The organism is Alicyclobacillus fastidiosus, from assembly GCF_026651875.1.
Taxonomy (GTDB): domain Bacteria; phylum Bacillota; class Bacilli; order Alicyclobacillales; family Alicyclobacillaceae; genus Alicyclobacillus; species Alicyclobacillus fastidiosus.
In genome coordinates this window covers 3,212,871-3,227,389 of sequence record NZ_CP104067.1, presented here as the reverse complement: position 1 = coordinate 3,227,389, position 14,519 = coordinate 3,212,871, and the positions used below count along the sequence as shown (strand labels likewise).

Annotated in this window: 13 protein-coding genes; 11 read left to right on the top strand and 2 right to left on the bottom strand. The window is 50.6% G+C overall.

Annotated features, from left to right (window positions below):
* Positions 1-29 precede the first annotated feature (29 nt).
* A complete protein-coding gene (locus NZD89_RS15995) occupies positions 30-1,331 on the top strand; it encodes a glycosyltransferase family 4 protein (protein WP_268003799.1) in 1,302 nt (433 codons plus the stop codon).
* Positions 1,332-1,438: 107 nt separating this feature from the next.
* Here NZD89_RS15995 and NZD89_RS15990 read toward each other — a convergent pair whose 3' ends face one another.
* The gene (locus NZD89_RS15990) at positions 1,439-2,338 is read right to left on the bottom strand and encodes a PIG-L deacetylase family protein (RefSeq protein WP_268003798.1); all 900 of its coding nucleotides are present in this window, start codon (positions 2,336-2,338) and stop codon (positions 1,439-1,441) included.
* Positions 2,339-2,646: 308 nt separating this feature from the next.
* Between NZD89_RS15990 and NZD89_RS15985 the strand changes: the two genes are divergently transcribed.
* The 10 genes from NZD89_RS15985 (at position 2,647) to NZD89_RS15940 (ending at position 13,777) form a co-directional block, all read left to right on the top strand.
* Positions 2,647-3,759, top strand: a complete 1,113-nt coding sequence (locus NZD89_RS15985) for a glycosyltransferase (protein ID WP_268003797.1) — start codon at positions 2,647-2,649, stop codon at positions 3,757-3,759.
* A gap of 12 nt (positions 3,760-3,771) precedes the next feature.
* Positions 3,772-4,161, top strand: a complete 390-nt coding sequence (locus NZD89_RS15980) for a hypothetical protein (RefSeq protein WP_268003796.1) — start codon at positions 3,772-3,774, stop codon at positions 4,159-4,161.
* Complete coding sequence (locus tag NZD89_RS15975; RefSeq protein WP_268003795.1) at positions 4,112-5,254, top strand: O-antigen ligase family protein; 1,143 nt, start codon at positions 4,112-4,114, stop codon at positions 5,252-5,254. The genes NZD89_RS15980 and NZD89_RS15975 overlap by 50 nt, the downstream gene beginning before the upstream one ends.
* Before the next feature lie 158 nt (positions 5,255-5,412).
* Complete coding sequence (locus NZD89_RS15970) at positions 5,413-6,621, top strand: glycosyltransferase family 4 protein (protein WP_268003794.1); 1,209 nt, start codon at positions 5,413-5,415, stop codon at positions 6,619-6,621.
* Entirely contained in the window at positions 6,618-7,751 is a 1,134-nt protein-coding gene (locus NZD89_RS15965; RefSeq protein WP_268003793.1) for a glycosyltransferase family 4 protein, read from the top strand. The genes NZD89_RS15970 and NZD89_RS15965 overlap by 4 nt, the downstream gene beginning before the upstream one ends.
* On the top strand, positions 7,732-9,066 hold the full coding sequence (locus tag NZD89_RS15960; protein WP_268003792.1) for a lipopolysaccharide biosynthesis protein: 1,335 nt from the start codon (positions 7,732-7,734) through the stop codon (positions 9,064-9,066). The genes NZD89_RS15965 and NZD89_RS15960 overlap by 20 nt, the downstream gene beginning before the upstream one ends.
* 31 nt (positions 9,067-9,097) lie before the next feature.
* Positions 9,098-10,186 (top strand): glycosyltransferase, encoded by a 1,089-nt coding sequence (locus NZD89_RS15955; protein ID WP_268003791.1) that lies wholly within the window; start codon positions 9,098-9,100, stop codon positions 10,184-10,186.
* A 16-nt stretch (positions 10,187-10,202) separates the two neighbouring features.
* Positions 10,203-11,288, top strand: coding sequence for a glycosyltransferase family 4 protein (locus NZD89_RS15950; protein WP_268003790.1), 1,086 nt, complete (start codon positions 10,203-10,205; stop codon positions 11,286-11,288).
* Between the two features lie 65 nt (positions 11,289-11,353).
* A complete protein-coding gene (gmd, locus tag NZD89_RS15945; protein WP_268003789.1) occupies positions 11,354-12,334 on the top strand; it encodes a GDP-mannose 4,6-dehydratase in 981 nt (326 codons plus the stop codon).
* A gap of 192 nt (positions 12,335-12,526) precedes the next feature.
* Positions 12,527-13,777 (top strand): glycosyltransferase family 87 protein, encoded by a 1,251-nt coding sequence (locus NZD89_RS15940; protein ID WP_268003788.1) that lies wholly within the window; start codon positions 12,527-12,529, stop codon positions 13,775-13,777.
* Positions 13,778-13,846: 69 nt separating this feature from the next.
* On the opposite strand, the gene NZD89_RS15935 is transcribed toward NZD89_RS15940, so the two are convergent.
* Positions 13,847-14,506 (bottom strand): CatB-related O-acetyltransferase, encoded by a 660-nt coding sequence (locus tag NZD89_RS15935; protein ID WP_284285531.1) that lies wholly within the window; start codon positions 14,504-14,506, stop codon positions 13,847-13,849.
* Between the last annotated feature and the right edge of the window lie 13 nt (positions 14,507-14,519).

Here is a 14,519-nt window from a genome sequence, read left to right as displayed (position 1 = left end):
CAATAATGTTCTTTATAGGAGGCTTCAAAGTGAGGATTGCGTGGATAGGCCCCATGCCCAATGAGACGGGAGGAGCGACTGGGGTGGCAACTCAGTTGCTGCTGGAACTCGCCAATTATGACATAGAGATCGACTGTTTTTTCCCTGGATCACCATCTGCGTTGCCAGCCAGTTTAACCGACCTATCGAATGTGCACTTCTATTTTCAAGCGTCTTCGTGGGAGTGGGACCGTTGGTATAGCCGCAACGGGTTGATGTGTTTTATCACGGGCCAAATTGCGAACTATCGATCCGAAGATCGGCTAGCCAAGCGACTCCTTGCGCTGCATGAGGAGCGTCCATATGATCTGGTCTATCAATTTTCCCATATCGAACTATCTATTTTGCGGAAATTTATCAAGCAACTTCCCCCTATCATATTGCACCCATCTGTGCACGCGGCTGGCGAACTCAGGTGGCATCGACGGGAATCGGCTATCTCGAGACAGACGGAATCGTGGATTCGACGCATGGGTGCGCGCCTCATGTTGACCATGCGTACCGCCATTCAGCAAAGACACATTCGCTATCCACAACATGTGATTAGCATCAGCAAGAATTTCCGTGACGAATTGGCGTTCGACTACTCGGTTCCAGAAGAAAAGATGACCGTGATCCCCAATCCCATTGATACGGGGAGATTTGTGCCAAAGACGTCCATCCGTGAACACAAGGGGGATCGTCTCGTCTTTCTATTTGTCTCTCGCATTGCGGTCCGTAAAGGCGTCGAGATGATGGTTGAATTGTCCCATCGCCTAGAAGACATATCAGAACAGATTCAAATTCAAATCATTGGAGACAAGTCCCTTTGGTCTGACTACACCGCGTTGCTACGCGGTTTAAATCCCAATGTCGCCGTGTTCGTCGGAAAAGTGCAGGGGGCAGGTACCAACATGGTGGAACGGTATCATTCGGCTCACGCGCTCATCCAACCTAGCCACTATGAACCTTTTGGATTGACCGTAGGGGAGGCGCTGGCCTGCGGCCTACCAGTCATCACGAGTGATAAAGTGGGCGCTGCTGAAGAGGTGAGTCCGGATTGTTGTCGAGTATTTGCAATGGGCAATCTGGACGAATTAGAACGGGCGGTACGTGCGCTCGTGCAGGATCTTCAGAATCTGACAAGACAGCGACAGATTGGACAACTCGCCCGCGAAGAAGCGGAGCGCCTGTTTGACTGCTCCGTCGTGGCCAGAGACCTGGTGGCATGTTTTCAACAGATCGCAGGCCGTGCGACCACGTACCCTTCGGCGCACACCCAATCGCAGGCTCGCATGAAAATCGGCGGTTGAGCCGTTCCTGTTTTTTAAGCGACAAATCTCCCGTCACAAGCGAAGCGACTTGGAACGGGAGATTTGTCGTGGAAGGGTACATCTTTGATAGTCAACAAAACCCTGTATTACAGTTGCATATTCTTCGAAAATTGCTCAAATACAAAGAGCGTCCTGGAAACTCGATTGTGCGGTAGTTTCCCGAAATGCAGGAGCCGTTGCTTCGAGTGTACGGGGTTCGCTGCGCGAATCACCTCTGAGTGGCGCGATGGGGCGGCGCGGATCACGTCCTCCTGCGATTGGTGCTTGCTGAGCATCTTTGTTTTGGTGCAAAGTTCATCCTCGGTCAGCTGAATCCGAGTATACGCTGGATCGTTTAGGAAGGGGTCCTTCGGAAAGTGGATCTGCGAGGTCCCGAGTGGCGATTCTCGATTGTACTCTGCCCACTCATACACTTCAGATAACGCCAACTGACGGCATAAGAATTGAACCACAAAGCTGGTTACATCGTGATCGATATGCCCTCCTTCGATGGAATGGACGTAAATGCGAGTTGGACGAATCGTTTTGAGCAGGGACAGTAAATCTGCGGTAAGAGGTTGGATATAGCGGTGCAATCCACCATCGGGGAAGCCGAGGCTAATGACGTTTGACGGTGGGATGTGAAGAAGCGCAAGCCCTTCACATGCTTCTGAATACCGCAGCTCGGCATATGCACGTTGGTTCGCAACCGAACGTTTCCAATCGCCACCCGCACCATTGGTGGTGAATACAATCGTGATTGGATCCCCGCTTTTTGAATGCCGAATCAAAGTGGTGGCCACGCCTAGAACGTCATCGTCCGGGTGCGCAGCAATCACCAATATTCCCCTTCTGTTGAGGTGATCCCCCGGGAAATTCTGTCTCCCGACGATGGAGTCAGGATATCTGCACACGCCTTCTCTGTATTCGCGGCGTTTAATGAATTCCTCCTTCCACACTGTACGATCGATTGCATGCATCAGTTTGGTCTTTAATCGTCCAAACACGTCAGGGATTCCTCCTATTATGGCGAGTAGGGGCACTATATATGGAACTTTAAATAGAACATTCACATTCTTAATATAGAATAGCACGATTTCGTGCGTTATTGCTAACAATTGACGCTTGGGACAATAACCGAGTACATCTTGTCACGTTGCTGCTTGTTCGGGGTCAAATCATGATTTTTGCCTTCCTAAAGTGGTTGATATGGCGTATACTGTGCTTAGTTGTTCTTTATATAGAACATTATCGTGCGTTTGTCCACCGCTAGGACTGTGTTCATAAATCACATATTCTGAAAAAGGTGAACTAGATGAACGTGTTAGTCGTGATGCCTCTTGGGGAATTTGGCGGCGGAGCTGAAAAGATGTTGTACACATATCTTGCCTCGCGCCCGGGAAACGCAACAGTAAATCTGCATGTACTCTTCTTAAGTCCGGGGGGACTCGCGGAAGCCACGAGGAAGATGGGCTATCCAGTCTCGGTAATCACGGCCGGCCGAGTAAGGGAAATTGGTCGCCTCGTGCGAGCTCAATACGAAATTGGAAAGTTGTTGGACAATTGGAAAATTGACCGAGCCCTCGCCTGGATGCCAAAAGCGGGTATCTATGTCTCGCTTCCGGCAAAACAGAGGAGAATCCCGTTGTTCGTGTGGCGTCATGATATCCCCTCCCTCTTAGGCCGTCTCGACAGGTGGATGTTACAATTCAACCGCCCCGCAGGACTGGCTTGTTCGAGCGAGCTTGCCTGTCGAGCGCTTCAAAGTACGCTGCGTAACTCAATCGATGCGACCTCCATTCATCCCGGAACCCCTCGACTGTCCTATGAACCCAGTGAAGTGACGAAAATTCGCCAGAGCGTGTTGCGAGGTGACCATGGCGGGATCGTCATAGGGACGGTAGCGAGATTGCAGCCATGGAAGCGAGTAGATCTGTTTTTGCAGTCCATCGCCATCCTGCATCGCGAATTTCCAGAAGTTCGTGCTTTGGTGGTAGGTGGGGAAAGTCATGGGCTGTCGAAAGGGTACTCCGACGAACTTCATGCACTGGGCAACGAACTCTTGGGGGATGCGGTCGTATTTGCAGGTGAACAAAGAAACGTCGGGGACTGGCTACAGGCGATGGACATCTTCGTCTTGGCCAGCCGAGGAGAGCCGTTTGGAATTTCGCTCGTTGAGGCACTTCTTGCAGGCAAGCCGGTGATCGCGTGCGCTGGCGGAGGACCCGAGGAGATCATCGACGACTTCACCGTTGGCACCGTCGTCTCAAGTAACCCTAGGCCCGAGGAGATGGCCCTGGCGATTCAACCATTTTTGCAACCAGTGGCACGAGAACGGGCAAATCAGCAAAACCCAATCCGAGGGGAATCCTTTTCACCGCATGCGATGGCAAATCGGATAGATAACTGGGTGAGTCAAGCCTTGTAATGGAGGATTTGTATGGTTCAAAGATTTTGGTCTATACCGTTTGTCCGCGCGCTCATTGGGGGAATGTTCGCTGCGGTCGGAGCCTATGGGATAGGACATGAGATTTTCGACCCGAGTCGGATAAAGCTCTTGATTTTTATCGGTTTAATCCTCTTGTTGATCGGTCTAGGGGCGAGCAATCCAGCGCTCAGTATGTATTTACTCACGCTGTATTTGCCCGTCATGGCCCTTCTTCGCAGGGCTTTAATTCCCCTAGCCGGCTGGGGGGCACTCGACCCACTCGTCATCGTTGCGCCAGGGGTAATCTTGTTTCTAGGCTCGTTTTGGTTTTACAATTATGAGAAAGCCTATCGTGGACGATACCAGAATATTCCGATTGACCCGTTGGCTGATTTTCATTGATCTGCTGCAGGCAGCCAATCCGAAACAGGGGGGATTGTCCGTCGGATTAGGCGGAGTCATCTTTTATGTAGTCCCCCTGTTTTGGTTGATTCTAGGTCGCCAATACGTGGACGAGCGCTGGCTGAAACGAATCATGGGTACCGTCTTTGTGATCGGCGTCCTTGTGTCCTTGTACGGCTTGAAGCAGACCTTTTACGGATTTTTTCCTTTCGAACAGCAATGGGTGGACATCGTGAATATTACTTCACTCAACGTAAACGGATTGATTCGCGCGTTTTCCACGTTTTCGAGTGGACAGGAGTACAGTCAATACCTTGCGACTGGAATAGCGATTGGCTGGCTGTACGTCCTCAAGGGGCGGACTCCGATGAAGGTCATTGGAGTTGTCGGTACGGGGATTATGGGGTATGCGATTATCATGGCGTCGGCGCGCGGTACCATTGTGACGGCTGCAACGGCCATTGTCATAATGACCATCATGCACGCTGGAACCGTACGTGGGCGAGTCGTGATGGGGATTTTATTAGGGACTGTGTTGACGTTTGTGTACATTAAAATCGCGCATATGCATACGAGTAACCCATTGGTCACGCACGTCGTCGTAGGCTTGGCCAATCCATTGAATTCGCAGGATTCAAGCCTCGCTGGGCACTCGGGAAGCCTGTTCTCTGGAATCTTAGACGGCTTCAAAATGCCTATCGGTCATGGATTGGGGAGTACAACGACCGCTGGAAGCAAGTTTGGTTCCGCAAATGGAGGTACAGAAGTTGACGTTAGCAATATGTTTGTGTCCGATGGCGCGGTTGGAGGTGTCGTCTATCTAATCCTGCTCGTCTTCGTTGCAATTGAAGCTTTTCGCCAGGCCCACTCCCGAAAAACGTTGGCCCTTGGTGTACTTGGGATTTTTGTAGCAAATGCCGGACAATGGGTGAACGGAGAACTGTATTCGACCGCCTCTCTGGTCTGGTTGTTCGTCAGCTACCTGGAACGCCAGGCTCCACGAATACCCCACGTCAGCCAACGAGAGGTATTCCTCACAAAACCAATCCTCACATTGTCGTCCGCACATCACGCGAAGATGCACAAACACTGAGCGCTCACACAAATCTATGAACGCTCCCTGCGATGTGATAGGTTGTAGGTCTTTACAAAGAACTTAGTGTTCTTTATAATGAACAATGAGAGAGAGTGAATAGGAACGTTGCAATGAGCCGTGGACAACAGACGCTGAAATTAGAATGAGGTTGACACATGCAGACTCGGTTAGTGATTGTGACAAAATATTTCCCGCCTCTCGAAAACGGGCTAGCGCATCACTCGGCATATTTAGCAGACTTACTCGAGGAATTTTACGATGAGGTCGTGATCATCTGCGAATCAAACGCGAAACAAATGCGCGATGCCCAACTGGTGAAAGGCCCGTTGATAGAGTTTCATTCGGTTTGGCACTTATATAGGGTTTTGAAGGCCATTTGCCGAGAATCATCCAAACGTACCGTCCTCATCTTTCAGTACGTGCCGCATATGTGGGGGCACAGCGGAGTGGCCATTCTTCCATCCATCCTGCCGTTGTGGGTGCGGTTTGGATATCGAACGTCTGTGGTTACTTTTTTACATGAATTGAAGTACGACTGGAGTTTGAATCCCAAAAGACTTTTGAGTGGATTGTTTCACCGCATCCAACTGCTGCTTATCGGGCTGGGCAGTAACAGGGTGATTGTGACCAATGATTTTCGCTACAGGGCACTGACCAGACGATGGCGTTGGTTCTTTGGGAACAAGGTATCTAGGGTACCGGCTGGATGTATTAGCGGACGAGGCAGTCACGAATTGACCGATTGTTCGCCTGCGCCATACATCACTTGGTTTGGAACATTGTCGGAAGACCAAAAGTTAGAGAAATTGGTGTCCGCTTTTTACAGTGTATCCCAGGACATTCCTGACCTGCGCCTGGTGCTTATGGGGGCGTTTGATAAACAGGCTCTTCGGATACAACGCATTCAATCCAATATCGCGACGTGGAAGCTCGAGGATAGAGTGCTGATTCGAGGCTTTGTGGAGGACGAGGAATTGGGCGCAACATTGGCCGGGAGTTTTGTGAATTTTCACATGGCTGGAAGCGGGCCTTCAGGACGGCGGACCGTTGTCGCCGCGTACTTGAAAAGCGGTCGACCGCTGGTCGCCGTGGATGGCCATGAGACGGACCCGGAGTTTATTCATGGACAGAACGTCTGTTTTGTGAAGTCGGAAGCCACAGCCATTCGAGATGTGATCATCAAGCTTTGGCACGATCCGAACTTCCGAAACAAATTAGCACAGGGAAGCAGACGACTCTATGCGGAGATGTACTCAGACGAGAGAATCAGACAAAAATTACAAAGCCTCTTGGCGGGTGCGGTTCAGTCTCGGAGTTTGGACGGTGAACGAGAACTTCTAGATGTTGGGGGGGAGACTCTATGAGAGTGGCAATTCTCATGCCGACCAATCACGAGGGGCATGTCCGAGGTGGCCATGTCCAAATGAATCAGACGATTGCAAGTCTGCGAGACTTAGGTGTGGATGTCACGGTGGCGAATTCGGCAGAGCAGTTGGAAGAACGAGTCGACATTTGCCATATTGTCGGGATCCAGGATGATCAATTTGCGCTGTCGGAAGTCTTGCGAGCAAAACATTTAGGGGCAAAAGTCGTTTTATCTCCTATATGGTGGGACTTTGACAAACTGATGCTACAAGAAGGTTGGTTGTCGACGTTGGAGAGACGACAGCCGCGTTGGTCGACCTTGGCGCGCATCAATCCGACAATGGCCCGTGCGACGTTTATGTTGTTGTATCGGATGCGAATCTATCAAGCAAATCGTAGGAGAGCGCTCGTCTGTCGCAAGGCAGATTTGACATTGCCGAATTCTCCCGGCGAGGCAGAGCAAATCAATCGACTGGCCGGGAAGAACATCCCGTATGTGGCCGTGAGAAATGGCATTGATGAAAGTCTGTTCAGAATTACGAACCTCACTGGCCAGCGGGACATCCCCATCTTGTTTGTGGGCCTCGTAGATCGAACGAAGAATGTGCATCGATTGATTCAATCCGTTCAACAATTGGACACGCCACTGGTCATCGTAGGTCAGGCACCAGACAGGTCCTACCAAACTTACTGTAACGCTTTAGATGAGAAAGGTCTGGTTGAGTGGAAAGGGAAACTCACTCACCAGGAACTGGTGAGTCACTATAATCGGGCACGAGTCGTGGTCCTTAGCAGTATGCGTGAGACGCCCGGACTAGCACTCTTAGAGGGAGCCGCGTGTGGCGCAAATGTCGTCGTAACCAACATTGGTTCGGCGATGGAGTATTTTGGCGACTTCGCCGAGTATTGCAATCCATTTTCGGTCGACAGCATTGCACAGGCACTGCGGCGTGCTTCCTCTAAACCGTGTCCCAATCATGAACTCAGTGAGTATGTGAGGAACAAATACACATGGTCCTTGGCAGCTCGCGATACACTCGCAGGATACGAGTGGGTCATGGAGGGTAGGTCGACGGTTGTCAATTCAATCAGGATTGGGGCCTTTCAGCATGATGCGAGGCACATTTAGAGCGCGTCAGCAAAGTTTATTCGCGCGTGTTTTCGATGTCACGGTGATGAATTACGCCATCCTTTGCATGAACTTGTTGACAGGCATACTCACTGCGCGATTTCTCGGGCCTTCACAAAAGGGAGTATACTATGCCATCAGTTCATGGGTGGATATGATCGGGTATTTGGCAGGGCTCGGCATCAACCAAGCGTTTGTCTGGTACTACCATGGCAACGTCGACCGGCGGAAATTGTTCCGACGAACGCTCATGATCGGGCTCTGCTCCATCCTTGTCTCCAGTGTGATTGGCGGTTTCCTCATTTGGTATCCAATGCATCGATTGGGGCATACCGCACTGCTGTGGGCTGGTATCGGCTTGGCGATGTTGCCAATCGGCACCCTCTATGGCATTGCGACTACATATTTATTGGCGAGCGGAAACGTAGCCGTCTACAACAGACTACGTCTCATCCAGTCTGTTTCCTCAACACTTGGCATCGTGATCTTGGCAGCCTGCAAATACTTAAATCTGAGTTCTTACCTGACCTGTCTCAATGGTACGAGTTTGATGGCGTCACTTCTCTGTGTCGCGGTGACCATCCGGCAACTGCAAAAGGAAATCACTGCGGTAACGGAGGAAGTGCCAGCTGTCCCACAATTTATGTCCAAGTCGTTGGCCTACTTCTTACCGTCGCTTTCCAGCTTATTTAATGAACGGTTAGACCAAATGATATGCACCTTGTGGCTCAGCCAACGTGAGATTGGACTATATGGAGTATCCAATTCTTCGCTAGGTGTTCTTGGCTCATTAATCGGCGGATTTTCGACGGTGTTCTATCCGACGATGGCCCAGTCTGACTCGGAGGAAATTACGAACAAAGGGAATAAAGCATTTCGCCTGTACACACTGATGGCACTCGCTGCAATTTTCTGTGTAATCACTTTATCTCCAGAAGTTCTTCGAGTGATGTACGGACGAAACTATGTTGCTGCGTATCCGATTGTGGTTGGACTCGCACCAGTCGCCGTGTTTTCAGGACTCATCGCAATACTCTACCAAGGTTTCTTTTCTGCAGGAAAACCGTCATACGCCTTGGTAAGCGAAATCGTCGGAGCTGTATCTGGAGCGATTCTCATCTGGTGGCTTGCACCGCGAGACGGTGCGGTGGGTGTTGCGGTAGCAAACAGCATCTCCTATGTCCTCGACTTTGCGATTTGTATCTTGTTCTGGATGAAATTAGGCGGAAAAATCAGGGATCTGATCCCGATGTGGACGGATATCACAAGTCTTTGGACCGCAAGTAAAGGTAGGTTGCGGGCACTCTTCGCATAACAGGCGAGCCGATGAGTGGAGGTGAGAAGGAGTGAAAATACTCTTGATGTTAGGCTGGGCAACTGGGTTTGGCGGCGTGGAAAAAGTTGTCCAACTGTTCACAGAGGAGATGGGAGCAAGGGGTCACGAAGTCGTTATTGCCCTCGATAAAACGGGGGTACAGAGCACGGAGTGGCTCAAGGGGTATAACTGGTCCCCGATGGATCTTGGAATGGAGGAGAATGGGGTAACTTGGAAAGCGAGGCGGGTCGCGGTTTGCGTGCAATTGCTGTTGCGCATACGCCCAGACATCGTCCTGGTCGATATTCCCTACTGGTTGAAGTCTATGCAGTTGGCCAAAACCGTGCATGGGCGGCGGCACAGACCACTCCTTGCGAGTTGGGTACACACCCATATCGATGACTCCGCGGCAAAGTGGTTGCAACACGCCGACTGCCATCTCGCGATATCAAAGGTCAATTCCGATAGATTGGCCAGTACCGTGAATACAGAGAAGATTCGCATCGTACACAACCCTGTCATTCTTCCAGAACACCCTGTCCGACGTTCGAGTCTGGATTCGCCACACTTCGTCTTCATCGGTCGACTTGCACAGGAAAAGCGAATCGACGTATTACTGACAGCCGTCTCGAAATTATCCTCCGACATCGACTGGCACCTAAGTATCATTGGCGACGGTCCTTATCGCAACGAGTTGCGCGAGCTCCAGAGCAGTCTTGATATCCCTTTTGAGCGTGTAACTTGGCACGGTTGGCAAAGGGATCCTTGGGCCTGCGTCAACGATGCTTCAGCACTCGTTCTGCCATCTCCACACGAAGGGTTTGGTTTGGTTCTCGTCGAGGCACTGGCGAGGGGCGTTCCGGTCATTATCAGTGATACTCAGACCGCGTTACAGGATGTCGTCGTTGGAAGAGGAGCCGGCTGGAAATTTCGTTCAAATGATCCGCACGCACTTTCATGTATTCTTCAAGGCCTAGGCAGCGGCGCCTTGCGGTTGAACGACGCAGCCTACTTAATCTCGCTCTCGAAACCCTACGGTGTTGCCTCATGGATTGCAAATTTTGAGCAGGCCTTACGAGAACTACTGGACTATCACCGCATGACTCAACGAACAAACTGACGAGGGGGAATGGCTTATGAGGGTCGGGCATTTGACATCGGACGACTTTGGAGGCGTTAGCACGATGCTATATCACCTTGTTATGTGCTCGCGCGAGTTCGGCCGACATCAACACGACGTCATCATCGCCGATGTGAATCAGGAACGAACCCAGACGCTCAGCAACCGACTTGGCAAAGGAAACTATCGGTCGGTGGAGCGAACCCGATTGTCACGCCTTCGCTGGTTGGTTCGCCATGCACATCAGTACGATGTGCTGGTCGCTCATAAAACCTCGTGGTATTTCTGGTTGGGTATCTATCACTTGTTGTTCGCTTGGCGGTGCCGGCCCGGTTTCATCGCGGTGATTCACGATGGAACACTTTTTTTACCAGGCATTCAGTTTCGCGAGAGAATGACAAATCTATTTATGAAAAAGTTCTCACAACAGATTATCGTGGTGAGAGAAAACTTCAAGTCTCAGATCGAACGGACACTGAGTCGCTCCAAAGGCGTCCACTACATCGGCAACGGATTGCCGTCGACGTTCTCCACTGGCCTCGATGGAAGATCGACACCGAGCGGGCAACAGGTGATTTTGAGCCTCTCTCGCTTGGATGACGTAGCAAAAGACGTGGGTACGATTCTCCAGGCTGTACATTTGATCGATGACTGCAATCATCAGGTCATCGTCGGCGGGGAGGGGAGATATCGAAGTCATTGGGTACAGCTGAGAGATGATTTGTCCTTGGGACGGCAAGTCAAATTTGTGGGCGAAGTCAGCGACGTACAAGGTTTTTTTCAAGAGGGTACCCTGTTCGTTTTATCCAGCACCTTTTATGAAGGGACACCCATGGTTCTATTGGAGGCGATGTTGAGTGGGATACCGGTCCTGGCATCCCGATCCGCCCTTCCGGATTGGGCGCTCGAGCATCGACTTTGTCTCGATTTTGAACCGGGGAATGGAAGCGATTTGGCCAAGGCAATTCGATATTTTTGTTCGCTTCACGCGTCGGAGATTGAGGAAATGACCGATTGTGCTAGGCAGTACGTAAGGGAGCATTTTGATGTAAGGCAACAGTTGCTGGCGTACGAAACCGTGATTGAACAGGTGACCGCATAGCGCGACACTGGGTTGTCCATGCCGGGGAACTGGCCAACATTCAAATAATTTGGAGGGGATTCCTCATGAAAAATGCGTTGATCACAGGGATTACAGGACAAGACGGCTCATACTTGGCTGAATTATTGTTGTCGAAGGGGTATAAGGTGTATGGCTTGAAGCGGAGGACAAGTCTGCCCAACCTCGAGAATGTACAACACATTGAAAAGGAAATTGAGTGGGTATTTGGGGATTTGACGGATCCCGGCTCACTGATAGAGGCCGTTTTGAGATCAAATCCAGACGAAGTGTACAATCTCGCAGCGCAGTCGTATGTGGCCACTTCTTGGGACCAGCCTACGCTCACCGGGAACATTACGGCCATCGGCGTCACGCACTTGTTGGAGGCCGTCCGCCGAGTGAAACCAGATGCCCGGTTCTACCAAGCTTCCAGCAGTGAGATGTTTGGTAAAGTACAAGAGGTTCCGCAGAGGGAAACCACCTCGTTTTACCCAAGAAGTCCTTATGCAGTAGCGAAGGTATATGGACATTGGATCACGGTGAACTTCCGAGAGAGTTATGGAATGTACGCCTGCTCTGGAATTCTGTTTAATCATGAGTCGCCGCGAAGAGGCGTTGAATTTGTCACTCGTAAGGTCACGCGTGCAGTGGCCCGAATCAAGGCAGGACTTCAAGAACAGCTCGCGATGGGCAATTTGGACGCGAAACGCGACTGGGGATTTGCCGGGGACTACGTCGATGCGATGTGGCGGATGCTCCAACAGTCCAAACCGGAAGACTATGTCGTCGCAACCGGTGAAACCCACTCTGTTCGGGAACTTTTGGAAATCGCCTTCCATCACGTTGGACTCAACTATCAAGACTACGTATATGTCGATCCCGCTCTCATTCGGCCGGCAGAGGTGGATGTCCTGCTCGGAGATGCGACAAAGGTCAGGAAACTCGGCTGGAAACCAAGAGTTTCATTTCCGGAGTTAGTCACGATGATGGTGGATGCCGATTTGGCCTCGATTCAAGGTCGGGTGCTCAATGTCGCCGCACTGTAGACGGTGAACATCTTAGGCAAGTATGCGCGTATTGGGTCCGACATGAAATGTGTCGTTTACGAATTTCAAAATGGGGTGGCTCACTTGATAGGATTGCGCAGCTCCACGATACAATCCGTGGGAAAGAGACAGGCAAACGTTCTACATATCTGTATTTTGGTCTTGTTGGGCATTTCCCTGGTGGCTGCCTTTTTGTTGAAATTCGCAAAAACGGTTCGTGGATTAGGCGATTTCCAGATGTTTTGGACCGGTGCCCGGGCACTCGATTTAGGGCTCGACCCATACAAGCCAGAATCTTGGCAAATCGTCTTTCCCAGCGGATCGAATGGGTTAGAATATTTTAGTCCAATATTTCTTGCTGAGTTACAGAGTCCACTTGGTTTATTAGGAATACACAGTGCCAAATTGATTTGGAACTTCGCTTCACTGTTGATCATCCTGTTCGTACTAGGCTTGCTGTTGAAAATGAGTAAAGTTAAACAGAGATTTGGTTATCTCGCCATTGCGTTTGCCGTGCTCACGTTCAACCCCATCATTTTCATGTTTGGCAATGGACAGACGGACGCCCTGGTATTGCTGGGGATTGTTTTGAGTATGTACTTGCTCGAGTCGGGGCGGAGTTTCCTCGCCGGCCTTTCCCTTTGCATCGGAGGTGTAAATCCCCACTTAATTGTCGGCGTTGCAGTGTACTATGTACTTAGATCCGTGATGAAACGAGATTTTCAATTGTTTCTCGGCATGCTTTCTGGAGGGGCATTTTTATTCGCGGTGTCCATCCCCTATCTATCGTACCTCGTTGAATGGGTGAGAACGGTGTTGCCACATGCTCAACGTGAGGCCTTTGGATTGCCTAATGAAATTACATTTACACACATTGTTTGGAGCTTTGTCAAAGGTCCGGCAGTGAGTGCCCTAACCGCGTTGTGGGAAGTCATCAATTTGGTAATGGCGTTTCTGTTCTGGAGAAGGTCGCATTTTGCAAATACCCTCAAAGATGTGGCCACAGCGATTCTTCTCACCTTAAGTACTGCAACGTATTCATTTAATCAAGACTACGTCATTCTATTGGCCTTCATCCCGTATATTCTCGTCACACTCTCGAAAGGTAAGGTGGAGAACGGCAAGACACTGCTTCCTCTTCTGATTGTTATCGGGCTTTTGTTCTCGCCGCTCACCGGTGACATGATACCTTTAAGCAAATTAGGCTATGAAATTGTATTCCCACCACTGGTCCTAATTGGGGCGATCATCGGCAATCAGACGTTTCACACGTTTCGGATTCAATCAAGGAGACTTTATATAACGAGTGCATGCGCCGTATGGCTCGCCTCACTTCTAGTATGTGAGCTGTCACTCTACTTGGGGAACGCACTTGTGCAAGAGATTTTGTTGATTTTAGTGGTGTTTGTCGCGTTGATGAGCCTGCGTTCCAAAGAAGTTTGAACGAACGGAGGCGCAGGCGTAACGCGGTGATGTCCGCGCGATGCAATGATCAAGAGGTCCGGGATGTACTCAGTCTGAAGCACGGCTTGACGCCACCTGCGAGTTCACCCGATTTAAGAACTCGTACGGGTCTTGAAACCAATTTAAACGCGACAATAACGTTGCCTCATCCCATTCCCACCATTTGGATTGCCGGATGGCGTTGCGAACGGCTTCGGGAAATCGATACTTGATGACCTGGGCCGGGCATCCAACAACGACCGCGTAAGCAGGGACCTCCCCAAGGACTATCGAACCCGCACCAATCACCGCGCCGTCATGAATGATTGCCCCGCGTGTTATCGTTGCATTACATCCTATCCAAACGTCATTCCCGATGAAGGGAACAGGTTTTTGTTGTTTCCATTGTGCCTCGGTTGGGCACCATTCCGTTTCATCGTACCAAAACGGGTGGGTAGACACCGCTCGAATCGGGTGCTCATCTGGACCGATTGTCACGCCCCAGGCGATGGAGCAGAACGCTCCGATGGTTCCCGAAAACACTTGTGTATCTGGACCGTTGATGTAGGTGTTTGGCCCGATGGTTACAGACTTGTCCACGAGAACATTTGGGCTCACACGTACATTGTTACCAAATTGGCGAGTCTCTGAATCGCCTAGTGCACTCCATTCACTGACCATCCTCAGTACCTTTTTCGCGAGTCGGCTCTTCGTCTTGTTTAGAATCAAACCGTTCAACCCC

Coding starts and splice junctions, on each gene's coding strand:
- NZD89_RS15985 (WP_268003797.1), top strand. CDS start 2,647: ATGAACGTGTTAGTCGTGATGCCTCTTGGGGAATTTGGCGGCGGAGCT.
- NZD89_RS15980 (WP_268003796.1), top strand. CDS start 3,772: ATGGTTCAAAGATTTTGGTCTATACCGTTTGTCCGCGCGCTCATTGGG.
- NZD89_RS15970 (WP_268003794.1), top strand. CDS start 5,413: ATGCAGACTCGGTTAGTGATTGTGACAAAATATTTCCCGCCTCTCGAA.
- NZD89_RS15965 (WP_268003793.1), top strand. CDS start 6,618: ATGAGAGTGGCAATTCTCATGCCGACCAATCACGAGGGGCATGTCCGA.
- NZD89_RS15960 (WP_268003792.1), top strand. CDS start 7,732: ATGATGCGAGGCACATTTAGAGCGCGTCAGCAAAGTTTATTCGCGCGT.
- NZD89_RS15950 (WP_268003790.1), top strand. CDS start 10,203: ATGAGGGTCGGGCATTTGACATCGGACGACTTTGGAGGCGTTAGCACG.
- gmd (WP_268003789.1), top strand. CDS start 11,354: ATGAAAAATGCGTTGATCACAGGGATTACAGGACAAGACGGCTCATAC.